25 protein-coding genes and 1 other RNA gene are annotated in these 25,602 nt (G+C 33.5%); 2 read left to right on the plus strand and 24 right to left on the minus strand.

Translation table 11 applies throughout. From position 1 onward, the window contains the following. Window positions 1–22: 22 nt before the first annotated feature. From mtnN to HS848_RS05460, 20 genes are all read right to left on the minus strand, one after another. The gene (gene mtnN / locus HS848_RS05365) at window positions 23–709 is read right to left on the minus strand and encodes a 5'-methylthioadenosine/S-adenosylhomocysteine nucleosidase (RefSeq protein WP_107508317.1); all 687 of its coding nucleotides are present in this window, start codon (window positions 707–709) and stop codon (window positions 23–25) included. 245 nt (window positions 710–954) lie between these two features. Further along, complete coding sequence (locus HS848_RS05370; RefSeq protein ID WP_107508316.1) at window positions 955–2,211, minus strand: NRAMP family divalent metal transporter; 1,257 nt, start codon at window positions 2,209–2,211, stop codon at window positions 955–957. Between the two features lie 12 nt (window positions 2,212–2,223). Next, window positions 2,224–2,976 carry a 5-oxoprolinase subunit PxpA gene (gene pxpA / locus HS848_RS05375; RefSeq protein WP_198611511.1) on the minus strand — a complete coding sequence of 251 codons (753 nt, stop codon included), beginning with the start codon at window positions 2,974–2,976 and terminating at the stop codon, window positions 2,224–2,226. Continuing rightward, window positions 2,976–4,337 (minus strand): acetyl-CoA carboxylase biotin carboxylase subunit, encoded by a 1,362-nt coding sequence (locus HS848_RS05380; RefSeq protein WP_198611512.1) that lies wholly within the window; start codon window positions 4,335–4,337, stop codon window positions 2,976–2,978. Before HS848_RS05380 ends, pxpA begins: the two co-directional genes overlap by 1 nt. Window positions 4,338–4,350: 13 nt before the next feature. Then, entirely contained in the window at window positions 4,351–4,803 is a 453-nt protein-coding gene (accB, locus tag HS848_RS05385) for an acetyl-CoA carboxylase biotin carboxyl carrier protein (RefSeq protein ID WP_107508313.1), read from the minus strand. Window positions 4,804–4,809: 6 nt separating this feature from the next. Beyond that, window positions 4,810–5,811 carry a 5-oxoprolinase subunit C family protein gene (locus HS848_RS05390; protein WP_198611513.1) on the minus strand — a complete coding sequence of 334 codons (1,002 nt, stop codon included), beginning with the start codon at window positions 5,809–5,811 and terminating at the stop codon, window positions 4,810–4,812. Then, entirely contained in the window at window positions 5,801–6,529 is a 729-nt protein-coding gene (pxpB, locus tag HS848_RS05395; protein WP_198611514.1) for a 5-oxoprolinase subunit PxpB, read from the minus strand. Before pxpB ends, HS848_RS05390 begins: the two co-directional genes overlap by 11 nt. A gap of 419 nt (window positions 6,530–6,948) precedes the next feature. Beyond that, window positions 6,949–7,425, minus strand: a complete 477-nt coding sequence (greA, locus tag HS848_RS05400; protein WP_103166600.1) for a transcription elongation factor GreA — start codon at window positions 7,423–7,425, stop codon at window positions 6,949–6,951. Between the two features lie 72 nt (window positions 7,426–7,497). Next, window positions 7,498–8,121 (minus strand): uridine kinase, encoded by a 624-nt coding sequence (gene udk, locus HS848_RS05405; RefSeq protein WP_198611515.1) that lies wholly within the window; start codon window positions 8,119–8,121, stop codon window positions 7,498–7,500. Next, window positions 8,121–9,389, minus strand: coding sequence for a peptidase U32 family protein (locus tag HS848_RS05410; RefSeq protein WP_198611516.1), 1,269 nt, complete (start codon window positions 9,387–9,389; stop codon window positions 8,121–8,123). Before HS848_RS05410 ends, udk begins: the two co-directional genes overlap by 1 nt. Window positions 9,390–9,403: 14 nt before the next feature. Further along, window positions 9,404–10,327: a peptidase U32 family protein gene (locus HS848_RS05415; protein ID WP_198611517.1), complete on the minus strand. Its 924-nt coding sequence runs from the start codon at window positions 10,325–10,327 to the stop codon at window positions 9,404–9,406. A 2-nt stretch (window positions 10,328–10,329) separates the two neighbouring features. Beyond that, window positions 10,330–10,965 (minus strand): O-methyltransferase, encoded by a 636-nt coding sequence (locus HS848_RS05420; RefSeq protein ID WP_107508307.1) that lies wholly within the window; start codon window positions 10,963–10,965, stop codon window positions 10,330–10,332. Window positions 10,966–11,391: 426 nt separating this feature from the next. Then, a complete protein-coding gene (locus HS848_RS05425; RefSeq protein ID WP_107508306.1) occupies window positions 11,392–11,700 on the minus strand; it encodes a DUF1292 domain-containing protein in 309 nt (102 codons plus the stop codon). A 15-nt stretch (window positions 11,701–11,715) separates the two neighbouring features. Next, window positions 11,716–12,141: a Holliday junction resolvase RuvX gene (gene ruvX / locus HS848_RS05430; RefSeq protein ID WP_107508305.1), complete on the minus strand. Its 426-nt coding sequence runs from the start codon at window positions 12,139–12,141 to the stop codon at window positions 11,716–11,718. A gap of 3 nt (window positions 12,142–12,144) precedes the next feature. After that, window positions 12,145–12,405, minus strand: a complete 261-nt coding sequence (locus tag HS848_RS05435) for an IreB family regulatory phosphoprotein (protein WP_107508304.1) — start codon at window positions 12,403–12,405, stop codon at window positions 12,145–12,147. 66 nt (window positions 12,406–12,471) lie between these two features. Continuing rightward, window positions 12,472–15,102 (minus strand): alanine--tRNA ligase, encoded by a 2,631-nt coding sequence (alaS, locus tag HS848_RS05440; protein ID WP_198611518.1) that lies wholly within the window; start codon window positions 15,100–15,102, stop codon window positions 12,472–12,474. A 313-nt stretch (window positions 15,103–15,415) separates the two neighbouring features. Further along, window positions 15,416–17,848: an SF1B family DNA helicase RecD2 gene (gene recD2 / locus HS848_RS05445; protein ID WP_198611519.1), complete on the minus strand. Its 2,433-nt coding sequence runs from the start codon at window positions 17,846–17,848 to the stop codon at window positions 15,416–15,418. A 1-nt stretch (window position 17,849) separates the two neighbouring features. Beyond that, window positions 17,850–18,521, minus strand: coding sequence for a tetratricopeptide repeat protein (locus HS848_RS05450; RefSeq protein ID WP_198611520.1), 672 nt, complete (start codon window positions 18,519–18,521; stop codon window positions 17,850–17,852). Between the two features lie 224 nt (window positions 18,522–18,745). Continuing rightward, window positions 18,746–19,858, minus strand: coding sequence for a tRNA 2-thiouridine(34) synthase MnmA (gene mnmA, locus HS848_RS05455; RefSeq protein WP_198611521.1), 1,113 nt, complete (start codon window positions 19,856–19,858; stop codon window positions 18,746–18,748). Window positions 19,859–19,860: 2 nt separating this feature from the next. Next, window positions 19,861–21,000: a cysteine desulfurase family protein gene (locus tag HS848_RS05460; protein WP_107508299.1), complete on the minus strand. Its 1,140-nt coding sequence runs from the start codon at window positions 20,998–21,000 to the stop codon at window positions 19,861–19,863. Window positions 21,001–21,254: 254 nt separating this feature from the next. Here HS848_RS05460 and HS848_RS05465 point away from each other — a divergent pair, with 254 nt between their 5' ends. After that, window positions 21,255–22,259 (plus strand): LLM class flavin-dependent oxidoreductase, encoded by a 1,005-nt coding sequence (locus HS848_RS05465; protein WP_198611522.1) that lies wholly within the window; start codon window positions 21,255–21,257, stop codon window positions 22,257–22,259. Window positions 22,260–22,346: 87 nt separating this feature from the next. Here HS848_RS05465 and HS848_RS05470 read toward each other — a convergent pair whose 3' ends face one another. Next, on the minus strand, window positions 22,347–22,493 hold the full coding sequence (locus tag HS848_RS05470) for an SAS049 family protein (RefSeq protein WP_198611523.1): 147 nt from the start codon (window positions 22,491–22,493) through the stop codon (window positions 22,347–22,349). Between the two features lie 150 nt (window positions 22,494–22,643). Then, window positions 22,644–23,066, minus strand: coding sequence for a cysteine metabolism transcriptional regulator CymR (cymR, locus tag HS848_RS05475; protein ID WP_103166586.1), 423 nt, complete (start codon window positions 23,064–23,066; stop codon window positions 22,644–22,646). Between the two features lie 85 nt (window positions 23,067–23,151). Here cymR and HS848_RS05480 point away from each other — a divergent pair, with 85 nt between their 5' ends. Continuing rightward, window positions 23,152–24,420, plus strand: a complete 1,269-nt coding sequence (locus HS848_RS05480) for a replication-associated recombination protein A (RefSeq protein ID WP_198611524.1) — start codon at window positions 23,152–23,154, stop codon at window positions 24,418–24,420. Between the two features lie 107 nt (window positions 24,421–24,527). Here the strand turns inward: HS848_RS05480 and HS848_RS05485 are convergent, their stop codons facing one another. Next, the gene (locus HS848_RS05485) at window positions 24,528–25,304 is read right to left on the minus strand and encodes a tRNA threonylcarbamoyladenosine dehydratase (protein WP_107508295.1); all 777 of its coding nucleotides are present in this window, start codon (window positions 25,302–25,304) and stop codon (window positions 24,528–24,530) included. A gap of 89 nt (window positions 25,305–25,393) precedes the next feature. Then, window positions 25,394–25,583: non-coding RNA, 6S RNA (gene ssrS, locus HS848_RS05490), on the minus strand. Window positions 25,584–25,602 lie beyond the last annotated feature (19 nt).

A 25,602-nucleotide genomic window follows, 5' to 3' on the forward strand; every position in this document is an offset into this window, starting at 1 on the left:
ATTCGTCACCTTTATCAATTATTTATAGTGTTAAAATTAATTGCTCTACGATAGTACTTGAAGATTTCGCAGCTTGTCCTAAAAATTCTTCAAATGACATTTCTGCTTCGCCATTTGCCAAATCAGAAACTGCACGAGTTACAATAAATGGTACTTTGAATTGATAACACGTCTGAGCTATTGCAGTTGCTTCCATTTCGACCGCCATTGCCTCTGGAAATTGACGTTTAAGAACAAGACGCTGTTCTGCACTGCCAATAAAACTATCACCACTAACAATTTGACCGACTTTAGCGTTATAATTTTGCTCAGTAATAACCTTTTCAGTTAAAGTTAAAAGTTCATCATTTGCGTGGAATTTAGCTGGCATTTGTGGAATTTGACCGTATTCATACCCGAATGCTGTTGCATCTGCATCATGATACATTACATCATTACTAATTAATATATCACCTACTGCGAGTTGCTCATCTAAAGCGCCTGCTGAACCAGTATTGATAATAACTTGTGGATTAAATTTTTCAATCAATAAAGTTGTTGAAATTGCAGCGTTAACTTTACCAATACCGCTTTGAGTTAAGACAACTTCTTTATCATTTAATTTACCACGATAAAATTTTACATGGGCTACTGTTACTTCGCTCATTTCTGTTAATTTATCTTTTAAAATAGCTACTTCTTCTTCCATAGCTCCTATAATTCCTATCATATTTACACCTCAGTTTTTTTCTTAGCATTTGTTATTTTATCATATATTTTTATTCATCACGACAAAGATTATTCATTTATGTTTGTAGAATAATTTTTATTTAAAATGATTTTATAGATACTTTCATAACAATAATACCCACTAGCAAACTTGTCTAAATTCGCTAGTGGGTATTAAATGAAACGTTATTATCATCTTTTTTTACTATATAAAATAAGAATTAATATTTAAATTAGAGCAATTGATTAACCTTTCCATAGAGCTGCTAAATCTTGTAATGAGAATATTCCAGTTACTATTGTGACAATAACTGCAATCACCCCAAACACAACCATCCATGTTGGGTGTTTATAATCTCCAACAATTGATTTTTTGCGACTCGCAATTAAGATAGCACCTAAAGTGATAGGTAAGATCCAACCATTTATTGCTCCAGCAATGATAAGTAAACTTATAGGTTTACCAATGAATAAGAAAATTAATGTAGAAATAACGATAAAAGTGATTACAATAAGATTATTTTTATTAAATAATGATTTATGTAAAGTTTTTAAGAAAGTAGCACTTGTGTATGCTGAGCCAATAACTGATGACATGGCTGCTGCAAAGATAACTACTCCAAAAATATTTTTACCGATAGGACCGATTGCATGTTCAAATACTGACGCTGGTGGGTTATCAGCATTTAATGTAACTCCAGTAACAACTACACCTAATACTGCTAGGAAAAGAAGTACACGCATGATACCAGTTGTCATGATACCTGCTATTGCAGAACGGTTAACGAATGGCACAAACTCTTCGCCCTTCATTCCAGAATCTAATAATCTATGTGCACCTGCAAATGTAATGTAACCACCAACAGTACCTCCAACTAGAGTGATAATTGGTAGGATTAATTTGATTGGATGTTCTGGTGCAACTGTATGAACAAGCGCATCAGCATATGGTGGATTAGATACAACCATTACGTATGCCACTACTAAAATCATTACAACACCAAGCACCATTGAGACAACATCCATAATCTTTTGTCCACTTTTGCTTACAAAAATTAATATTGAGAATACAGCAGTAATTGCTGCACCCCATTTGATATCGAGACCAAACATGGCATTTAAGCCTAAGCCGGCGCCAGCAATGTTCCCTATATTAAATGCTAGACCACCGAATGCAATTAATATTGATATCAAAGTTCCTAAACCAGGAAGTACTTTATTAGATACCTCTTGACCTCGTAAACCTGTTACTACTAAGACACGCCAAATATTAATTTGAGCCCCAATATCTATTAATATTGAAATTAATATTGCAAAGGCAAAGCTAGCGTAGAACTCAGCTGTAAAAACAGCAGTTTGAGTAAGGAACGCTGGTCCTATTGCCGATGTTGCCATCAGGAAAACTGAACCGTATAGCAATCGTCTATGATTTTTAGTAAACTTAAAATCTTTTTTATCTTTTTTTACTTCGTTATTTGGGTTTTGTTGTAAATTTTCTCCCATCTTTGGTACCCCCTATAAGGATTGAATATCAATGCCTTCTTTCGTTAATTTTTTTCTGATTTGTGTTACAAATTCAAGTGCATGTGCCCCATCACCGTGTACACAAATTGTATCTGCTTGTAAATCAATTTCTTTCCCGTTTTTACTAACTACTTTATTTTCAGTAACCATTTTAATTACTTGGTTTAGTGCTTCTTCAGTGTTAGTAATAGATGCATCTTTTTCTTTACGGCTTATTAATTGGCCATCATCTTCATAGCGTCTATCTGCGAATACTTCTGAAGCAACTTTAAGACCGATAGCTTGAGCTTCTGAGATGAGTAAAGTGTTAGACAATCCTACAAATATTAACTCCGGATCAAAATCATAAACGGCTTGAGCGATAGCACGTGCAATTGTTTTATCACGAGCACCCATTTGGTAAAGTGCGCCATGAGGTTTTACGTGATTAATACGTGTTCCATGTATTTTGCAAAATCCGTTTAATGCACCTAATTGATAAACAACTAGATTATAGATTTCATCTGGAGCGATATCCATGTTGCGACGTCCAAAACCTTTTAAATCTGGCAGTCCTGGATGTGCGCCAATGCCTACACCATGTTCCTTAGCTAATTTTACTGTTTCATTCATTACATTCTCATCACCAGCATGAAAACCACATGCAATATTGGCAGATGTTATTAATGGAATAATATCAGCATCTCCACCAAATGAGTAGTTACCGAAAGCTTCACCCAAGTCACAATTTAAATCAATTTGCATTATAGCTCCACTCCTTTTACTATTTGATGTTTTTCAAGGAATTTTATATCCACTTCACTAGCATCACCATCAGCATATAAAGGATAACTTAATACTGCATATAAAAAGTCGGCAGTTGTTGTAAATCCTTCAATGACCATTTCATCTAAAGCTACTTTTAACTTGTTGATGGCTGTTTGACGATTGGCATCCTTAACAATAACTTTAGCTACTAGCGAATCATAATAAGGTGATACTTGATAGCCAGGGTATAGCAATGAATCGACACGAATGTTAAAACCTTGAGGTAAATGTAATTTTTTTACTTTACCAGGTGTTGGACGGAATTTCTTCTCAGGGTCTTCTGCATTGATACGTGCTTCAATGACATGCCCATTGAATATAATATCTTCTTGAGTGAATGGTAATTCATCATGTTGTAATAAGTATAATTGCGCTTGTAATAAGTCTCTATCCGCGCGCATTTCAGTTACTGTATGTTCAACTTGAATTCGAGCATTCATTTCAATGAAATAATGCGCATCCTCAGTAACTAAGAATTCGATAGTTCCTGCACTACGATAATTTGATGCTATTGCCACAGCTACTGCGTCGTCACAGATTTGTTGACGTCGTTCTTCTGTTAATGCAGCACAAGGTGATTCTTCGATAAGTTTTTGATTTTTACGTTGAACAGAACAATCACGTTCACCTAGATGTACGTAATTCTCTTTACCATCTCCAATAACTTGAACTTCAACATGCTTAGCTACTGGTATAAACGCTTCCACATATACTCTATCGTCATTGAAATATTTTTTACCTTCACTTTTAGCTTCTTTAAGTGATTTTTCGAGTTGTTCAGGTTCCTTAACAATACGGATACCTTTACCGCCACCACCACTTGCTGCTTTTAAAACAAGTGGATAACCGATTTCCTCAGCTAATTCTTTAATTTCGTCAATTGAGTCTACTGCATCTGTTGAACCAGGTATTACTGGTACTCCAGCAGAATCAACTGTTTGACGTGCAGTAATTTTGTCACCCATCATTTCCATTGTTTTTTTACTAGGTCCGATAAAGTGAATGTCATTTTCTTCAACTTTTTCAGCAAAAGTTGTACTCTCAGATAAAAATCCATATCCAGGATGAATGGCGTTTGCCCCAGTTATTTCAGCAGCGCCAATAATACGTTCGATATTTAAATAACTATCTAAAGAATTCGCTTCACCTATACACACAGCTTGGTCTGCAAGGCTGACATGTAAACTTTTTTCATCACCTTTAGCATAAATCGCAACTGTTTCAATATTCATTTCGCGACATGCTCTAATGATACGAACCGCAATTTCTCCTCTATTTGCCACTAAACAACGATACATGTACCTGTCCCCCTTATTTAACTTTGACTAGTACTTGATCATACTCAACATTAGTTCCGTGATCTACTACTATTTCAACTACTTCGCCATCAATATCACTTGTGACTTCATTCATTACTTTCATTGCTTCAACATATCCGATGACATCACCAGATTTAACTTGATCTCCAACTTTGATTTGTGGCTCAGTTAACTCTTTACTATCTTGTAAAAAGAATGTTCCTACCATAGGAGATGTAATTTCTTTAGATGCCTCTTCAGAAGTATTTGATTGAGATTGACTTTCTTCTTGTTGGTTTGAAGTTGTCGCTCCATTATCTTGATTTTGAGATGGGATAAATGAACTGTTTTGAGTCCCTTCAGTGAAATCTAATTCTAATTCATTTTCAAAATCTTTATATTTGAATTTTTTAACGTTATTAGATTTTACTAATTTAATAACTTCTTCTATTTTTTGTATATTCATTTTTAATTATTCCTCCTCGATTATTCTTGCTAATTTGTTTGAAGTTGGTCGTAACCATTCAATATTATAAATTGGATGTGATGAGACTCTCTCTAACAGTTCATTAAATTCTTTAGTGAACTGTTGTAATTCTTGGTTCGCATCGTTCATTGATATCCACTCAAATTGAATGGTATCACCAGGCTTGAACTGAGCTAATTTTCTTAAATCTAACTGACTTACAGTTGCTATCTTAGTATAGCCACCAACAGTTTGCTTATCGTTTAATAAAATAATAGGGTTACCATCGTTAGGTACTTGAATACTACCTAGTGCTACAGGCTCTGAAATGATATCAGCACTATTTTCAGGAGCTATATTGTCTCCAATAAGTCGATAGCCCATTCTATCTGATTTGTCTGAAATATTATATTCACCTTGTACTAAGGTTGTTTTCTTTTCTTCTGAAAATGCTTGTGCCTGTGGGCCTTCAATAATATGAATAATATTATCTTGAGCGATTGCGTCATATTCTAATGTTTTTCCTAAGTTCAATTTAAAGTTATCATTAGGAATGATATTAATGACATCGTTCTTTTTTAATGGTCTCCCTTTAAATCCTCCAATCATACTTCTTGTATGTGTGGAATAACTATCGGCTACTTTATCAATATCTAAAGGCTGTCCGAAGAATATATACCCTCTTGCACCTTCTATCGCATTACCAATTTCTAATCGGTCACCTTGAGACACAAAAATGACTGTATTCTGAGGGACTTTTTGATTATTCAACTTGGCATTGAATTGACCACCAGTAAGTACGACTGTATTATTCTTATCAAATTGTATTGTTGGACCAATAATTGTATATTCAAGGCTAGGCCCCTGATTATTAATCAAGGTTTGTCCCACTTCATAACTATACTTATCCATCGCACCAGCACTTGAGAAGCCTAAATGTTGATAACCATAGCGACCTTTATCTTGTACAGTGGTGAAAAGACCAGGTTTTATAATTTTAATGCTCATTATTAGACACCCACTTTTCTTTATTAAATCTATTTTCAGCAATTTCAGTTTCAATTTCTTTAAAAGTTGATTCATCAATTGCATAAAATTTAATGTAATCTCCAGCTTCGTAAAGTGTCATTGGTTCAGAGTATTGATCAAACACTTTTAAAGGTGTTCTACCTATAATTTGCCAACCTCCGGGCGAATCGGAAGGATATAGGCCAGTTTGATTATTAGCGATACCTACAGAACCAGCATCAATTTTAACTCTAGGTTCAGATCTTCTCGGAGTATGTAAACGTTCGTCGAGACCTCCTAAAAATGGAAATCCTGGCATAAAACCTAACATATAAACTAAATACTCATTACTACTATGAATATCTATCACGTCTTCAACTGTTAAATCATTATGATTAGCTACTTCTTCTAAATCAGGACCTACTTCTGAATTATAAAGCACTGGTATATGTATAACTCTTTTTTCAGTTTTAGTATTTAAATCTAGATGTTCAATATTATCTAAATCTAGACGTTTTATTAATTCTTCATAATCAATTAATTCATTATCAAAATTCACCATAATGGCTCGATATGAAGGAACAATATCTTTTATTGCTGAAATATTTTTAGAAAGTATGTATTGAGTCGTTGCATCTACTTCTTTATAATTATCTTCACTTATTTCTTCTTTAAAATATAGCAATATTGATTGCTCATTAACTAATTTAATGTCCAATCTATTGCCTCCCCCCTTGATGATACTACGTTTTAATCAACTAAATTAATTAGATAGTTTAAATTTGTTAAAACTCATTATTAACAAATATATATAAAATTATACCACCTAATAATCATAGTTGTTTAATAAGTATTTCAAATTAAGAATAATAAAAAAGTAAGACTATTGTAATCGCTTACTTTACTGGATTCATTGGTCATCTCTAGTTGTATTCACATAGTTATTTAAGCATATATATCATGATTTGTCATGAAAAAGTTCTGAAATTTAAATATATTTGACAATGTTTAATAAGAATGTTGTTAAAAATTATGTAAATTTAATCTAAATAAATATTTTTACATCAATATATAATAGTAAAAAAACCACTCCAACGGCTAAATTATAAAAATTTAGCGCTTGAAGTGGTTGAAAATTTATTTAATATCGACTATTTTTACGTTGATTTCGCCACCGTTTGGAAGTGGTACGCGAACTTCATCTTTTAAGCTTTTGCCTATTAACGCTTTAGCCATTGGTGATTCGTTTGAAATTTTACCTTTAAAAGCATCTGATTCAGCAGAACCAACAATTTGATAGCTTTCTTCTTCGTCACCAGGTAATTCAACAAATGTAACTGTTTTACCAATTTGAACAACGTTATTATCACCAGTATCTTCGATAATTAGTGCGTATCTTAACATATGCTCAATACGTTGAATATCCTGTTCGATGAAACCTTGTTCGTCTTTAGCAGCATCATACTCAGAGTTCTCAGATAAGTCACCAAATGAACGAGCAACTTTAATTTTTTCAACTACTTCTGGACGTTTCACAGTTTTTAGTTCTTCTAATTCTTGTTCTAACTGTTCATAACCTTCTTGAGTCATTGGATATTGTTTTTGGTTTTCCATTATGTCATCTTCCTTTATCAGTAATATTTTTCAATTTAAAAAATGAAATAAAACGAATCACTTACGCATGGATTAATGCTTGCTTACAAGCGTTTGAATTTTAGTTGTCATTATATCAATTGCAACCTTATTACTTCCACCTTCTGGAATAATAATATCAGCATATTTTTTTGTTGGTTCAATAAATTGATTATGCATCGGTTTAACAACATTCAAATATTGATTAATAACAGATTCCATTGAACGGTCACGTTCTTTAGTATCACGTACTAGACGTCTTAAAATTCTTAAATCTGCATCAGTATCAACGTATATTTTAACATCCATCATATCACGTAATGTTTTATTTTCTAAAGTAAATATACCTTCTACGATAATAACATCTTTAGGTTCAAATGCAATCGTTTCATCGCTTCTTGTATGGTTTGTAAAATCATAAGTAGGCACTTCAACTGCGTGACCGTTCACTAAGTCACGTAAATTTTCGATTAAAAGATCATTATCAAAGGCGAAAGGATGGTCATAATTTGTTTCTAAACGCTCTTCAAACGTAAGATGTGATTGATCTTTATAATAAAAATCTTGTGCTAATAAAGCAACGCTATGGCCTTCTAAATTCTTCAAAATTTCATTTGTAACTGTGGTTTTACCAGAACCTGAGCCACCAGCAATACCAATTATTGTTGTCTTCGCCATTATCCGATTTCCTTTCTCATCATATTATTAGGATAAATTGGATGTTCAACCTTGATTTGCACAATCTGAAGTGGATGTCGTGCAGCATCTAAACTGTTACCCTCTTCATCATAAATAACATCAACTACTTGCTTAAAGCTGTCAATCTCAGGGCCGAAAAATTCAATCTCTTGTCCAGGTTTAAAGTGGTTTCTTTGCTGAATTGTTGCGATCTTAGTAGATGCATCATAATCTAACACTAGACCACAAAAATCATATGGTGATTTCTTATTTTGTTGCATGCCGAACATTTGCTCTTCGTACCCAGGTGTCCCTTCGAAAAATGCTGGAGCAGTATCCCTATTCGCGCATTTATCTAATTCAATTAACCATTCTGGCTTAATTTTAAAGTTTTCTGGATCCTCAGCGTAGGCGTCAATTACTTTTCTGTAGACAGAAACTACTGTAGCAATATAATGTATAGATTTCATGCGTCCTTCTATTTTTAATGAATCGATACCAATATCCATCATCTGAGGTATAGATTCTATTAATTTTAAATCTTTAGGACTCATTGCGAAAGGAACAACTTCATCGTCTTGATAATATAAATCAAGCTCTCCATCTTTATCGACTGATAACAAATCATAATCCCAACGACAACTTTGGCAACAGCCACCTCTATTTGAATCGCGAGCCGTCATATGATTACTCAATGTACAACGTCCTGAATAAGCAATACACATTGCCCCATGAATAAACGCTTCAATTTCAATATCTACGTTTTCTTTCATTTCTTTCATTTCCATTGCGCCCGTTTCACGTGCTAATACGACACGATCTAAACCTTCTTCTTTCCAATACTCTACGGCTTTATAATTTGATAAAGATTGTTGAGTAGATAAATGGATTTCTAGCTTAGGTGCTACTTGTTTACAAGTTTCTATGATTAGAGGATCGGCTACTATTATACCTGAAGCTCCAGTAGCTTCTAAGTCTCTCAAATAATCTTCTAAGCCATCCACATTCTCATCATGTGCAATAATGTTAGTCGTTACGTAAATTTTCGCGTTATACTTGTTTGCAAATTCAACGCCTTCTTTAATTTCTTCCATAGTAAAATTATCAGCGTTTGAGCGTAAACCGTATTCTTGGCCACCTAGAAATACGGCATCAGCCCCGTAATGCACAGCAATTTTCAACTTTTCTAAATTACCAGCAGGCGCCAATAATTCAGGCTTTTTAACTTTATTTTTTGATTTTGAAGTGATTTCAGTTAAAGTTTTCACTTTAGCGCCTCCTTTTAGTAAACTGTTTGTTTGTATAAGAACCCTTCATCAAATGGACGATGCTCAGGTTGAATTTCTTCAATTGGGTCTACTAGCATAAATTTTTCATCTTCGTAAGCTTCTGGATCTTCATTATATAAATCGATAGCTTCTCTATATTGACGAGTTACAACATTAATGTACTCTTCACTTTGCAATACACCATCTATTTTAAAAGAATCAATATTTGCTTGGAACAACGGTTCTAACTCTTCAATAAGACATATATCGTTAGGCGACATAATATGTGTCCCATTGTAGTCTTCAAAGACAGGGTATTTATTTTCTCGTTCTTCATCATATAATAATAGTTCATGTTCACTGTTATCACGTTGAATCTTCATTTGTCTATCTTGGAAAGTGTAATAATTTCCTAATAACAGCCTTTTAGATTGGAACATACATGTCATTCCATGAACTTGCACTTCAATTTCCACATTTGCTTTTTCTTTAATACTAATAATTTCATCCAAGTTCAATTCGCGAGCTAAAACTGCTCTTTTCGCACCTTTTTTGCCCCAATAATTACACTGAAAATAGTTTGTTACTATAGTTTCAGCATCCCAATTTAATGGAATTGGATTTTCTTGATTTTTAACATACATGACTACGGCAGGATCACCGAAAATGATGCGGTCCACTTCTAACTCATGTAAGTAATTAATATAATCTTCTAATGCATTTAAATGATAATTATGAAAAATTCCATTAACCGCTACATAAACTTTTTTATCATTTTCATGAGCTAAGGCAACAGCTCTTTTAATATCATCACGTTTAAATTCTCCAGCTAATCTCAACCCAAATTTCTGTTCGCCAATAACAAACGCATCTGCGCCGATATCTATAAGTGTTTCCATATGAGCTAAAGACTTAGGAGTAACAAGTAGTTCAGTCATCATTATTCTCCTTTGATAGAAATGGCTAGTCCATCATCCATATTTAAAAAATTAGTTTGATAATTTTCCTGTTCCATAAGCCAAGTGTTGAACTTTTGTACTTTTTTTACCATTTGTTTTACATTACGAGAACGAACAATCTCTATGTCAGAGACAAATCCGTGATAAAGTACATTATCTGTAATGACTAGGCCTCCCTTTCTTAAAAAAGGGGTAAAGTGTTCAAAAAACTTTTTAGATTGAGCCTTTGCAGCATCAATAAATATTATATCGTATGTTCTGTTATTAACCTTTTCTAATTGCTCAAAAGCATCGCCTTCTAATAAGGTAATTTGGTTATCATAACCATATTTTTTAAAATTAAGCTTTGCTTGGTTAATCATATTATCATCACGTTCGATTGTAGTAACATTAATGGTTGGTGAGATTGAAGCAAACTGCATAGAACTGTAGCCTATTGCTGTGCCAATCTCTAGAATATTGGTAGGTTTATGAATTCTGATTAATTGCTTAATCATTTCTAGTGATAATCTATCTACTATTGGAACCGCATTTTCTTCGGCATATGCTCTTAATTCTTCAATATTATTGTCAGTTTCTCTATGTATCTCAAGTAAATATTTTTGATTTGCTTCCATTTTTTTACTTCCTTTTAAAATGCAAAATGACATTAAAAAATAAACCAGTTCATTAAGCCTGATTTATCTTCACGTATTAAGGTGGAGACATGCGTCTACTATGTGCCAAAAATTATTGATTTGTAACACGAAAATTATTTATGCCTCTCCTTATTTAATGACTAATCTGTATTCTTAATTATTTATACATGTACTTATAAAAATTTACTTAAAGTATTTTACCATAGTTTCACCTTAAATTTAAGTGAGATTAAATAAATTAAGCTAAATTGTCAACCCCTATTCTATCGTTTATATAATTCATCCATACTTAGCTAACTTCATACTTTATCTTGTAATGTTATCGCTTTTTTATGAAATTTAAAATGAAACGAGAAAGCAGCCTGAAACATTAAGTGTTCCAGACTGCTTGAAATAGTTATTTAACTATTCTTCCATGTTTGTATTGACAACTTCTTCAATCATATCCCATTCTTCGTCAGTTTCGATTGGGACTAATTTACCACCGTCACCTGATTCGTCAGGTTCATTAATCATTGGAATAAGTTCAATCATATCGTCATCATCTGATTGAGCGCCTTCTTCTGCTAAAATAACATATTCCTTTTTAAATTCTGGATGGTAAAACTCTAACATTTTACGGTATAACACTTCATTGTCATTTTCATCGAATAAAGTTAATAATTCTTCTTCGTTACTAATATTTAAATCTACATCATGGTTATGTTCAGTCATAATTTAAATCTCCTTTTAGATAGAATCTAAATAGCCTTGAAGTATAAAAACTGCAGCCATTTTATCAATTACTTTCTTTCTTTTTTGTCTAGAAACATCTGCTTCTAATAATGAGCGTTCAGCAGCCATAGTACTCAAGCGTTCATCCCACATTACAATTTCTATATGTGGTAATGCTTGTTGAAGTAGCTCTTTATAGTGTAACGAAGCTTCTCCACGAAATCCAACAGAATTATTCATATTTTTCGGTAAGCCGATAACTACTGTACCTACATTGTTTTCTTTAACAATCGTTACAAGCTTATCAATACCGAATTCATTATTTTCCTCATCAATTCTCAGAGTGTCTAGTCCTTGGGCTGTCCAACCCATTAAATCACTTATAGCTATGCCAACCGTTTTACTACCAACATCTAAACCTAAAATTTTATGTGTAAGCATAAGCTATTTCTTGTTCTCTTTTAAGTAGTTTGAAACAAGTTCTTCCATAATAACGTCGCGATCGATATGACGTATTTGATTGCGTGCATCATTCTGACGTGGAATATAGGCAGGGTCGCCTGATAACAGATAACCAACTATTTGGTTGACTGCATTATATCCGCGTTCTTCTAAAGTTCGATGTACATTATTTAATACTGATTCGACATTTTCTTTTGGAATTTCTTCGTAATCAAACTTCATAGTTTTATCAATATTATCCATAGCTGCGACACTCCTCTAAAACGAATTATCTTACATATACTGATTTTACACTAGTTGATTATAAAGTTATAGTTTTTTAATATAATCTTTAATAAAGCGTAATGATTCTGAGATATTTTCAGGTTCAGTTCCGCCACCCTGAGCCATATCAGGACGGCCGCCACCTTTACCACCTACGATTGGTGCCATGTTTTTAATTATATCTCCAGCTTTAATGTGCTCAGTCAATGTTTTAGGTACTGATGCAATAAGTGATACTTTACCACCGACATCACTAGCTAAAACAATAATAGCATCTTGTTGTTTAGATTTAAAATCATCCATCACTTGTCTAATTTCTTTAGGGTTAGAAACTTCTACTTCTGTAGCAAGTACTTTAAAGTCATTGATGACTTCAATTTGTTCTTCAATATTTCCCATTTTAAGTGAAGTGATTTCTTTGTTACGTTGTTCTAATTGTTTGTGGAGTGCTTTTTCATCTTCTTGAAGTTGGACAACTTTATCAAATACTTGATTGTCTGATTTAACTTTAACTTGTTCTTTAATAGAATTAAATTTCGTTTGAATATCTTCAAGATGTAAGAACGCAGCTTTACCAGTTAATGCTTCAATACGTCTTACCCCTGCACCGGTACCAGACTCACTGATAATTTTAAAGAGACCAATTTCAGCAGTGTTATCTACATGAATACCGCCACACAACTCTATTGAAAATGGTGCCATATTAACTACGCGTACAATATCGCCATATTTTTCACCGAATAATGCCATAGCTCCTAGTTGTTTAGCTTCATCGATTGGCATTTCTTGGATGTGTACAGAAATACCTCTCCAAATTTCTTCGTTAACACGTCGTTCTACTTGGTCTACTTCTTCTTGAGTCATTGGTCCAAAATGAGAGAAGTCAAATCTTAGACGTTCACTTTCAACTAATGAGCCTGCTTGATTGACATGTTCTCCAAGAACTTCTTTTAGTGCAGCATGTAGTAAATGAGTAGCACTATGATTTTTTTGAATATCTTTGCGCTCATCTCTATTGACGCTTGCATCTACTTCACTATTCACTTTCACTTGTCCAAATTGTACAACACCTTGATGTAAGTTTTGACCATTAGGCGCTTTAGTTACTTCTTGAACTTCAATTTCAAAGTTCTCGTTGCCAACAATACCTTTATCCGCTACTTGACCACCGCTCATAGCGTAGAAAGGCGTCTCCTTAAGAATAAAGTAAACAGTTTCGCCAGCATCAATTGTATCAACAGCTTCCCCGTTATAAATCAAATCAGTTAATGTTGTTTGATAATCAGTTGTGTCATATCCTACGAATGTGCTTTCTGTATTAATATTTTTAAGCACTTCGCTTTGGATTTGCATAGATTGAGAACTTTGACGAGCTTCTCTTGCTCTATTACGTTGTTGTTGCATTTCAGATTCAAATGTAGCCATATCAACAGTGATGTCTTCTTGACTAGCGAGTTCCTCAGTTAATTCAATTGGGAAACCATATGTGTCATATAATTTGAACGCATCTGAACCATTGATTTCATTATTACTTTCTTTAGCATTAGCTATTAAATTATTTAAAATTGTTAAACCTTCTTGAAGTGTTTCATGGAAACGTTCTTCTTCTGACTTAATTACACGTTTAATAAAATCAGCTTTTTCTTTAACATTAGGATAATAAGGTTCCATAATGTCTGCTACAATATCAACTAATTTATACATAAATGGTTCGTTAATGTCGAGTGTTTGACTAAATCTCACAGCACGACGTAATAATCTGCGAAGTACATATCCACGTCCTTCATTTGCTGGTAACGCTCCATCAGAAATCGCGAATGCGATTGTTCTAATATGGTCTGCAATGACTTTGAATGCTACGTCATGTTCATCAACTTTTAGATAAGTTTTACCTGAAACATGTTCAACTTCATGAATAATTGGCATGAATAAGTCTGTTTCATAATTAGTACGGACATTTTGCGCAATTGATGCCATACGTTCTAAGCCCATGCCGGTATCAATATTTTTATTTGGAAGTGGTGTATACGTATTATCTTTATTATGGTTAAATTCACTAAATACTAAATTCCATACTTCCAAGTATCTTTCATTTTCTCCTCCTGGATACATTTCTTCTGCTGGATCTTCTTGGCCATAGTCTGTACCACGATCATAGAAGATTTCTGTATTTGGTCCAGAAGGTCCTTCGCCAATATCCCAGAAGTTACCTTCAATTCTAATGATACGACTTTCTTCTAAACCGATTTCTTCGTTCCAAATGCGATAAGCTTCAGTATCTTCAGGATGGATTGTTACATATAATTTTTCAGGTTCCATACCCATCCATTTATCACTTGTTAAGAATTCCCATGCAAAATGGATAGCTTCTTTCTTGAAATAATCACCGATTGAGAAGTTACCTAACATTTCAAAAAATGTATGGTGTCGTGCAGTAAATCCAACATTTTCGATATCATTTGTTCTAATTGCTTTTTGTGAGTTTACTATTCTAGGTTTTCTAGGTGTTTCACGACCATCAAAATATTTTTTTAATGTAGCAACTCCTGAGTTAATCCATAGTAATGAATCATCATCAATAGGTACAAGTGGAGCTGATGGTTCAATCATATGCCCTTTTTCTACAAAGAAATCAATATATATTTGACGAATTTCACTTGCTTTTAAATTTTTCATTCTCATTCACTCCTAAGTTATTATTATCTAACCTTAAACAAAAATAAAGAACGTTCATCCTATAAAGGGACGAACGTTCTCGCGGTACCACCCTAGTTATAAGAGTTCATGCTACATTTAAATATCTTGTTATCAAACATCAAATTTAAATGCTATTCTCTTATCTCTTAATTACTATATTCAAATAACATGAAGTAGCGTTCAACAATTTACATTGTACTTCACACCAACCAGTACATCTCTAAAATAGTAAGTATTGTCTACTCGTCTTCATGCGAATTTAAATTTATTTTAAGTATTTTCTGACTAAATGTCAACGTTCAACGAAATCATACGGGGATACATCTCCCATATTTATCATTGGATCAATTCGGTAAATAGTAGTTTCATTTAAAACTATATTATCTTTGTTAGGAGTTTCTTCTTCATTTGCTTTTTCATTAGAACTATCGACACTTTGTTCAATAGATGATTCTTCTTGATTAGACTCACTTTTAAAGTAGGCCAATATGAGCTCACGTAATTGTGTATGACGTTCTTGACCTTGCGTATTTAACCCTATTTCAAATGCTTTTGGATCGCCTAATAAAACTAGGGATTGTTTAGCTCGGGTAAGTCCCGTATAAAGGATAGGACGTTGAAGCATACGAAAATACTGTTTAACAATAGGCATAATGACTATAGGAAATTCTGAACCTTGAGATTTATGAATAGATGTACAATAGGCGTGGGTTAACTCTAATAAATCTTGACGTGTAAAAGTAATTTCATTGCCTTCAAAGTCAACCACAATAACATCTTTGTTGAGTGCATTTTCCTTTGCCCAAAAAATACCAACAATAACACCTATATCTCCATTAAATATATTATCATTAGGACGATTAACTAGTTGTAGTACTTTATCGCCCTTACGGAATTTGATATCGCCAAATTCAATTTCTCTCGTATCTTTTTCTTTAGGATTTAAAATATTTTGTAGCACTTGATTAAGTCGCTTAATACCTGCACTACCTTTATACATAGGTGCTAACACTTGGATATCACTCATATCATAGCCTTTGTTTACAGCACTAGAGACGACCTTTTCAACAACAGTAGGAATTTGATCTACCGAACAGTTAATAAAACTTCTATCATGATAACGTTGAGTAATATCAATAATTTCACCGTGCTTCATGCGATGAGCTAAGTCGATAATACTTGAACCATCTTGTTGACGGTAAACTTCAGTAAGATTAACTCTAGGTAACACTTGAGAATCAATCAAATCTTTAAATATCTGTCCTGGTCCTACAGAAGGCAGCTGATCTTCATCACCTACAAGGATAATCTGAGCATCCAAAGGTACAGCACTTAAGAATTGATGAAATAACCATGTATCCACCATTGACATCTCATCAATAATAATAAGTTTAGCTTTAATTTCATTATCTAAAATATCATCAGGTTGTGTTTCTTGATTCCAGCCAATTAGACGATGAATCGTCATAGCCTCTAAACCTGTTGATTCTTGTAATCGTTTAGATGCGCGTCCTGTTGGGGCAGCCAAGACCACAGGATAGTCATCATCTTGATAATCTGAATAATCTAAAGATAAACCGTGTATTTCTGCATATAATTCCACTATTCCTTTAATAACTGTTGTTTTACCTGTACCAGGCCCACCAGTTAATAACATAATCTTAGAATTGATTGCGGTTTGTAAGGCTTCTTTTTGAGAAGGCGCGTATGAAACATTGTTGGCTTCTTCAATACTCCCAATATGGATTTGTAAGTCGGACTGTTCAATTTGTTTGAGTTTATTTTTATAGGTTTTTATACGATATAAATTCTGAACGCTTTTTAATTCTGAATAATAGAGACTAGGTATAGCAACACGATCATTATCATATATCAGTTTATTCTCTTCAGATAATAGTTGTATTACCTCTTCAAGTTGTGGCACTTCAACAACTTCTTCACCCTGTTCATCACTTAACATATCTTTAGTAACTTCAATGATATGATTATAAGATAAATATGTATGTCCTTTCTTGATACATTCTTCTTCTAATGTGTATAAAAGACCGGCTTTTAAACGTTCCGTATCGTTAAATTTCACTCCACTATTTCGAGCTAAATTATCAGCTTTTTGAAAACCAATACCCTTAACATCATATACGAGTTGATATGGATTTTGTTCTAAAATATGTAAGGTTTCAGATTGATAAAATTGATAAATTGCCATCGAAAGTTTTGGTCCAAATCCTAAATCATGCAATCTAATCATAATCTTTTCTGATTCTTGATTGGCACTCACTTGCTCTGCTATTTGCTTTTGCTTTTTCTTAGATAGACCGGGCACTTTTGCTAATACTGATGCATCATTTAATATGTCATTGATGGCATTTTCACCGATTGCATTAACAATATTTTGTGCCGTTTTCTTACCTATTCCTTTAAAAAGGTCACTCGATAAATAGCTAACAATGGCATCTTTCGTTTGTGGTAATTCTTTTTCGAATGTATCGGCCTTAAGTTGTTTACCGTAACGTGGATGTTCAACGAGTTGTCCTTTAAACGTATATACGTCGCCCTCGACTATATTAGGAAAAAACCCTACCACTGTTGGCAAGTTATCAAATGATTCATTTGTTTCAATAGTATCTACTTTAAGAACAGTATAAAAGTTATCATTATTTTGAAATAATATCGCATCTACTGTTCCTTTAATCATTGAATAATCAAAAAGTGTAGGGTTTGACATATTAAGACTCCTCGTTTTTTAATGCTTCAAATGTTGCTTTTGCATGCTGACTTAATAGATGGCCTGAATCTATTTCGATTGCTTTATCAAAATAAGCAATAGCTGAATCTATATCTTCTGATTGCATATAAGTTGCTAAACCAAGATTATATAGTGCATCGACATGTTTAGGATCTATAGCTAATACAACGCTTAATTGTTTAATAGCTTGTTCAAACATTTCTAAATGACAAAGAACTAAGCCATATTGAAATTGAACTTCGGCATCTGATGATTGATCTTGTTCAGCTGCCGTCATTAAAAATGGCATTGCTTCTTTAGGTGCATCTAGTTGGTTAAATGACATTCCAATCATATAGTTAGTATCTACTTGATCCATTTCGTATTTGGATGCATTTTGGTACAGTTTAATCGCTTCTCGATAGCGACCTTGATCATAATATAAGTTAGCTAAATTATAATAAACTGCACCGTTTTTGTCATCTATCGTAAGTGCGCGTTGGAAAAATCGTTCAGCTTTTTCAATTTCCCCTGCATCTGCTAAAACAATACCAGCATTAATATAGTTTTCAATTGTGTCTGGATCTTTTTCGATATTTCCAAATAATGCTTTAAGTGCTTTTTCAAGTTCTCCATCTTTAATCCATTGATAAATTGTCTCTTGTTCGGTCATACTACTATCCTTCCTTTCTTATTAGGATTTATCATTAGTAAAAAAAGGAGTGGAACAGAAATCTAATATAATTCAAAAGATTTCGTTGTTCCACCCTTGCTAAGTTGATTAGAAATGAAGAAAGAGAGGCTCTTACACAACGCTTCTTTATTTCTAGTCAACTACTGTCAAAACTAAAGTTAAGTTATTTTTTAATTAAATGTTCCATTCTCACATTGAACTAATTAAACAACATAACTTAATTGTCCAGATGTTTTAAATACATCATCAATAGTGGCACCGCCTAAGCAAACTTCACCATCGTAAAATACGACTGCTTGTCCTGGGGTGATAGCGCGTACGGGTTCATCAAATGTTACACGGATTGAGTTATCATTTTCACGTTGTACGAATACTTTAGTATCTTTTTGACGATATCTAAATTTAGCAGTACAAGAGAAACCTTCTTCCAAATCAACTGGATTTACAAAACTAAAGTCTGAGGCAATAAGATAATCACTGTATAAAGCATCATGATGGAATCCTTGTTCGACATATAATATATTGTCTTGTAGATTTTTTCCTACTACGAACCAAGGGTCTCCATCGCCGCCTATGCCTAATCCATGGCGTTGGCCTATTGTGTAATACATTAAACCACTATGCGTTCCCATTTTTTTACCTTCAAGCGTTCTCATATCTCCAGATTGAGCTGGTAAATATTGAGATAAAAATGTTTTGAAATTACGTTCACCTATAAAACAAATTCCTGTAGAATCTTTCTTTTTAGCAGTCGCTAAATCTTGTTCTTCGGCAATTTTACGTACTTCTTTCTTCTCAATATCACCGATTGGGAACATTACTTTTGACAATTGTTCTTGAGATAATTGATTTAAGAAATAGGTTTGATCCTTATTATTATCTACACCACGTAACATTTCTACATGACCATCTTCATGACGACGAATTCTAGCGTAATGTCCTGTAGCAACATAGTCAGCACCTAATTTAAGTGCATGTTCTAAGAATGCTTTAAATTTAATTTCTTTATTACACATTACGTCTGGGTTAGGCGTACGCCCTTTTTTATACTCATCTAAGAAATAGGTAAATACTTTATCCCAGTATTCTTGTTCAAAGTTGACGGCGTAATATGGTATACCGATTTGGTTACATACAGCGATTACATCATTATAATCTTCAGTAGCCGTACACACGCCGTTTTCATCAGTGTCATCCCAATTCTTCATGAAGATACCTATAACGTCGTATCCTTGTTCTTTTAATATGTGTGCCGTTACTGAGCTATCTACGCCACCAGACATACCAATAACAACGCGTATATCTTTATTAGACAAATTTATTCCTCCTTAAATTTATGATATATTTTATGAATTTCGGCTACGATATATTTTATTTCATGTTCTGTAGTTTGTTCATTAAAACTAAAGCGAACAGAATGTTTGGCACGTTCTTCGTCTTCATACATAGCAGCTAAAACATGTGATGGAGTGGTTGAACCAGCAGTACAAGCTGATCCTGATGAAACATAAATATTTGATAAATCTAGTAATGTTAACATTGTTTCAACATCGATAAATGGAAAATATAAATTAAGTATATGACCAGTGGTTTCAACCATTGAACCGTTGACTTCAAATGGAATTGCACGTTCTTGTAAACTAACTATGAATAATTCTTTTAATTGCATTAAGTGAATATTGTTAGCATCTCTTTGTTCATCGGCAAGTGTTAATGCTTTAGTTAAACCAACGATTTGAGCTAAGTTTTCCGTTCCTGCACGACGTTTAGTTTCTTGTTCTCCACCCAATTGAGAATATTCAATAGGTGTTTGATCTTTAACTAACAGAACACCTACTCCTTTAGGGCCACCAAATTTATGTGCAGTAAGACTCATCGTATCTATTTTAAAATCTTCGAACTTCACATCTAAATGACCAATCGCTTGTACAGCATCAACATGTAATAATGCGTTTGAATCAGCCACAATATCTTCAATATCGTACATTGGTTCAACTGTTCCAATTTCATTATTAACAAACATAATTGAAACTAAAATCGTATCGTCAGTTAATACCTCTTTAAGTTGGTCTAAATCGACTTTACCTGTATCATCTACATCTAGATAAGTAACGTCATATCCTTCTTTTTCTAGTTGTTCAAATACGTGCAATACTGAATGATGCTCAATTTTAGTTGTAATGATATGGTTTCCAAGATGTTCGTTTGCATAAACTAAGCCTTTGATTGCTGTATTATTTGATTCCGTAGCGCCACTCGTAAAGATAACTTCACTAGGCTTGGCTCCTAATAAATTAGCTACATTTCTTCTTGATTCATCTAAATAGCGACGTGCGTCTCGTCCAATTGAATGAATTGATGATGGATTACCATAATGTGATTGATATATTGTCATCATCGATTCTACAACTTCAGGTTTAACCGGTGTAGTAGCAGCATAATCTGCATATACTTCCATTCTCTAGTACACTCCTCATATTTTTATCAATGTTCCTATAATAGCACCTGACTAATATTTTTTCTACATTGGTGTTTATAAACTACCTATTTCATACTTATATTATATTTTAACACTTACACCTCTATTTAATTAACACCTTTTATATATTTACTTTTGAAAATAATAGCAAAAATCCATTTGAGCAATTTAATAACTGTTCATATTATATCTTGTTACACTAGGCAGTAGTAATAATAAAGGAGAGGTTGAAGATGTCGAATATAAAATTATCAGCTCTAAATCTAGTACCTATTCGAGAAGGTCAAAATGATAAAGATGCAATTGATGATATGGTAGAGCTTGGACAACAATTAGATGAATTAGAGTATGAGCGTTATTGGATAGCAGAGCATCATAATGCGCCCAATTTAGTGAGTTCAGCGACTGCCCTACTCATTCAACATACTTTAGAACATACTCAAAATATAAAAGTAGGTTCGGGTGGAATTATGTTACCTAACCATGCGCCACTAGTTGTTGCTGAACAATTTGGTACGATGGAAACCCTTTTCCCAAATAGAGTTAATCTAGGGTTAGGTAGAGCACCTGGTACTGACATGATGACGGCGAGTGCTTTGAGACGTGATCAGCATAACGGTGTTTATGAATTTCCTGAAGAAGTTGAACAATTGCAAACGTACTTTGGTCCTGAAAATAAACAAGCATATGTACGCGCTTATCCTGCCGTAAACAAGAATGTTCCTTTATATATATTAGGATCTTCAACAGATTCAGCTAATTTAGCTGCCCGTAAAGGATTACCTTATGTCTTTGCTGGACACTTTGCACCTCAACAAATGAAGGAAGCGATTCAAATTTATAAAGAATTATTTGAGCCTTCGGATGTATTAGATAAACCTTACATGATTGTATGTTTAAATACGATTGTGGCCGAAACAGACGACGAAGCAGAACGTTTAGCAAGCACACTTGCACAAGTATTTACTAGTATTGCACGTGGTAAAATGCAACCCGTTCAACCGCCTACTGATGACCTTAAAAATTTATTAACTCCAAGAGAATATGAAATGGCCAAACAAAGAGAGCGTAACTCCTTAATTGGTTCTGAAGAAACAGTAAAACAAAAATTAGAAGATTTCATTGAAGAGTATGGTGAAATTGATGAATTAATGGGAATTAGCTATATTTACGATAAAGCACAACAAGTCGATTCTTTTAAACGATTAAAAAATGTCATTCAACGTATTAATAATTAAGATTTAGGGAGCTTCGAATTTAATTTTAATTCATTTCTGTCATAAAAAAAGAGTGATGAGAATCTCATCACTCTTAAAAAATATCAACTATTTATCGTCTTTTTTATCATCTTTGTTATCACTGTCGTTACCGCCAGTGTATTCATTAATTTTATCTTTAGGTTTGTCTACTTGCTCATTATCGCTATTTTTGAATTTTTCTGCTGCATCTTTCGCTTTGTCCATGAATCCCATAGTGAAATTCTCCTTTCAAATTTAAGCTTATAATATATTGAATAAGTATTGACAAATATACGATACGAAATAATCTACACATTGTATCGTTGTGATGTATTAATTAAATACCACCAACAAAAATGAATAAACATATTTACTTAAAAAAATTTAAATATAGAACATGTAGCCATCTAATTGATTATCAGTTTCTACATATTCAGCTAAATATTTTAATGTTGTATTATCTAAAACTTCTCTTACCGCGTCTCTCATACGTAACCAAAGTTGCTTTTGGGCCGGCGGTTCTGATTCAATACTTTCTACAATTGTAATGGGCCCCTCTAACAAGCGAATAATATCACCTGCAGTGATTTCATCAGCGGGTACTCTGAGTTGGTAGCCACCTTTAGCACCACGAACACTTCGAATTAAACCTGCATTTCTTAAAGGGCCTACTAATTGTTCAAGGTATAAGTCACTTAACTTATTTTCCTCAGCGATTGACTTCAATGAGACACAGCCTTGTCCTTCCCTTTTAGCTAGGGAAATCATTAAAGTTAACCCATATCTCCCTTTCGTTGATATTTTCATAACATAACCTCACTTAATTCGAATAATATATATTCCCATTCTATCATTTTTTCAGTTAAGATAGTAATAGAAAGGTGTGAATAATGTGACTACTGAACCTTTGGCTTCCAGAATGCGACCTACAAATATAGATGAAATTATATCACAGCAACATTTGGTGGGTCCTAAAGGTATTATTAGACGAATGGTTGAAACTAAGAAATTATCTTCAATGATATTTTATGGTCCTCCTGGAATTGGTAAAACAAGTATAGCAAAAGCAATTTCAGGTAGTACTGAATATAAATTTAGACAATTGAATGCAGTAACAAATACTAAGAAAGATATGCAATTAGTAGTTGAAGAAGCGAAAATGTCTGGCCAGATTATTTTGTTACTAGATGAAATTCATCGTCTAGATAAAGCTAAACAAGATTTTCTATTACCTCATTTAGAAAATGGGAAAATCGTATTGATTGGTGCAACTACTTCCAATCCCTATCATGCAATTAATCCAGCTATTCGTTCTAGAGCTCAAATTTTTGAACTTTATTCTTTAAATGACGATGACGTACGTCTTGCATTAAATCGAGCCTTAGAAGATGAGCAACGTGGTTTAAAAACTTATCATCCAGATGTAGATGAAGAAGCATTAACATATTTCTCAACACAAAGTAACGGTGATGTTCGTAGCGCATTAAATGCTTTAGAATTAGCTGTGTTAAGTGCTGAAGTCATTAATAATACAAGACATGTGACATTAGAAGATGCGAAAGATTGTCTCCAAAAAGGCGCCTTCGTCAGTGATAAAGACGGAGATATGCATTACGATGTGATGAGTGCTTTTCAAAAATCGATTCGAGGTAGTGACGTAAACGCTGCGTTACACTATTTAGCTCGCCTGATTGAAGCTGGAGATTTACCAACAATTGTAAGACGTTTATTAGTCATAAGTTATGAGGATATAGGTTTAGCTTCCCCTAGCGCCGGACAAAGAACTTTAGCAGCGATTCAATCTGCTGAACGCTTAGGATTTCCTGAAGCACGCATTCCACTTAGCCAAGCTGTGATTGAGCTTTGTTTATCTCCAAAATCTAATTCTGCTATTAAGGCAATCGATGGCGCACTTAGTGATATTCGTAAGGGAAAAGTTGGACAAATTCCTGATCACTTAAGAGATGGTCATTACGCTGGTGCAAAAGAATTAGGAAGAGCGATTGGCTATAAATATCCTCATGATTATGAAAATGGCCATGTAGTACAACAGTACTTACCTAGCAACTTAAAAGGTAAAATATACTATGAGCCAAAACCGACTTCTAAAAGTGAACAACAATTTAAAATGGTATACGATAATTTGAGAAATAAAAAATAAAACAAGACTATGATAGAGTTACAAGTTGAAAGTGGGTTAGCAAAGTCTTGAATGACATTAACTTTGCGTTCCATTATTCACTATATAACTCATCATAGTCTTAAATTTTAAATATTTCCTTTATCTTTAATACGTCTAACTGGAATATCTTTCAAAATATCATTTACTACATAACTAGCACAAATTAATCCTACTGTACTTGGCACAAATGCATTTGAAGATGGCGGTATTTGTCCCTTACGATTAATAGCATTAGCGTCCCCAACTGTTGCCTTAACATCTTCACGTATAACAATAGGACTTTCATCAGAGAAAACTACTGGCACTCCTTTTTTAATACCTTGTCTTTTCAAACGGTTACGAATAATTTTGGCCATTGGATCCATAAACGTTTGTGAAATATCGGCGATTTTAAATCGTGTAGGATCAGTTTTATTAGCAGCACCCATACTTGAAATAACTTTAATCCCTCGCTCTAAGCATTCTTTCATTAAATGAACTTTATATATAATTGTATCGCTAGCATCAATAAAATAATCAATATTATAATTATTAAATAAATCCTCGTAAGTTTCTTCTGTATAAAACATATGTAATGGCGTAACTTTACAATCAGGGTTAATTAATTTAATTCGCTCTTCCATTAATGTAACTTTACTTTGTCCAATCGTTGTTGTTAACGCGTGTATTTGACGGTTGACATTAGTAATATCGACATCATCTTTATCAATTAATATAATATGTCCAATATTAGTACGAGCTAAGGCTTCAGCAGCAAATGAACCTACTCCCCCAACGCCTAATACTGCAACGGTTTTCCCTTTTAATAAGTCTAGACCCTCTTGACCATATGCTAACTCATTTCTTGAAAATTGATGTTTCATTGTAAACTCCTTTTTATAAACCATTCAATAACTTTTAAATTCTAAAAAAGTGTATAAAAATACGCAAGACAGTAAAGCCTTGCGTACCGATAGAGTCCGTAATTGCCGTAGTTATAAATAGCTTGATCATTCGGCCTGCTATATACAGGTGGGTGCCCTGTTTCTTGTTTTGCAAGTCCTCCATTGAGGCGTTTGCGCTGCAAGAAAACCTATTGGGCTCCCTGATCAAAAAGTGTTAGGCCCAAATAAAAAGCAAACATACGAACAATACAGATGACTATCTTATATAGATATAATA

It is taken from the genome of Staphylococcus caledonicus (assembly GCF_016238465.1).
In the GTDB taxonomy this organism is placed as follows: domain Bacteria; phylum Bacillota; class Bacilli; order Staphylococcales; family Staphylococcaceae; genus Staphylococcus; species Staphylococcus caledonicus.

Excerpts from the sequence above, each read along its gene's own strand:
- HS848_RS05460 (WP_107508299.1), bottom strand. The coding sequence starts at position 21,000 with ATGGAAGTATATGCAGATTATGCTGCTACTACACCGGTTAAACCTGAA.
- pxpA (WP_198611511.1), bottom strand. The coding sequence starts at position 2,976 with ATGCAAATTGATTTAAATTGTGACTTGGGTGAAGCTTTCGGTAACTAC.
- HS848_RS05465 (WP_198611522.1), top strand. The coding sequence starts at position 21,255 with ATGTCGAATATAAAATTATCAGCTCTAAATCTAGTACCTATTCGAGAA.
- mtnN (WP_107508317.1), bottom strand. The coding sequence starts at position 709 with ATGATAGGAATTATAGGAGCTATGGAAGAAGAAGTAGCTATTTTAAAA.
- HS848_RS05435 (WP_107508304.1), bottom strand. The coding sequence starts at position 12,405 with ATGGATAATATTGATAAAACTATGAAGTTTGATTACGAAGAAATTCCA.
- udk (WP_198611515.1), bottom strand. The coding sequence starts at position 8,121 with ATGGCGAAGACAACAATAATTGGTATTGCTGGTGGCTCAGGTTCTGGT.
- recD2 (WP_198611519.1), bottom strand. The coding sequence starts at position 17,848 with ATGTCAAACCCTACACTTTTTGATTATTCAATGATTAAAGGAACAGTA.
- greA (WP_103166600.1), bottom strand. The coding sequence starts at position 7,425 with ATGGAAAACCAAAAACAATATCCAATGACTCAAGAAGGTTATGAACAG.
- HS848_RS05425 (WP_107508306.1), bottom strand. The coding sequence starts at position 11,700 with ATGACTGAACATAACCATGATGTAGATTTAAATATTAGTAACGAAGAA.
- HS848_RS05390 (WP_198611513.1), bottom strand. The coding sequence starts at position 5,811 with ATGAGCATTAAAATTATAAAACCTGGTCTTTTCACCACTGTACAAGAT.
- HS848_RS05380 (WP_198611512.1), bottom strand. The coding sequence starts at position 4,337 with ATGTATCGTTGTTTAGTGGCAAATAGAGGAGAAATTGCGGTTCGTATC.
- HS848_RS05415 (WP_198611517.1), bottom strand. The coding sequence starts at position 10,327 with ATGACTGAACTACTTGTTACTCCTAAGTCTTTAGCTCATATGGAAACA.
- HS848_RS05470 (WP_198611523.1), bottom strand. The coding sequence starts at position 22,493 with ATGGGATTCATGGACAAAGCGAAAGATGCAGCAGAAAAATTCAAAAAT.
- HS848_RS05485 (WP_107508295.1), bottom strand. The coding sequence starts at position 25,304 with ATGAAACATCAATTTTCAAGAAATGAGTTAGCATATGGTCAAGAGGGT.
- cymR (WP_103166586.1), bottom strand. The coding sequence starts at position 23,066 with ATGAAAATATCAACGAAAGGGAGATATGGGTTAACTTTAATGATTTCC.
- HS848_RS05450 (WP_198611520.1), bottom strand. The coding sequence starts at position 18,521 with ATGACCGAACAAGAGACAATTTATCAATGGATTAAAGATGGAGAACTT.
- HS848_RS05370 (WP_107508316.1), bottom strand. The coding sequence starts at position 2,211 with ATGGGAGAAAATTTACAACAAAACCCAAATAACGAAGTAAAAAAAGAT.
- ruvX (WP_107508305.1), bottom strand. The coding sequence starts at position 12,141 with ATGCTTACACATAAAATTTTAGGTTTAGATGTTGGTAGTAAAACGGTT.
- alaS (WP_198611518.1), bottom strand. The coding sequence starts at position 15,102 with ATGAAAAATTTAAAAGCAAGTGAAATTCGTCAAATATATATTGATTTC.
- accB (WP_107508313.1), bottom strand. The coding sequence starts at position 4,803 with ATGAATATACAAAAAATAGAAGAAGTTATTAAATTAGTAAAATCTAAT.
- HS848_RS05420 (WP_107508307.1), bottom strand. The coding sequence starts at position 10,965 with ATGGAAGCAAATCAAAAATATTTACTTGAGATACATAGAGAAACTGAC.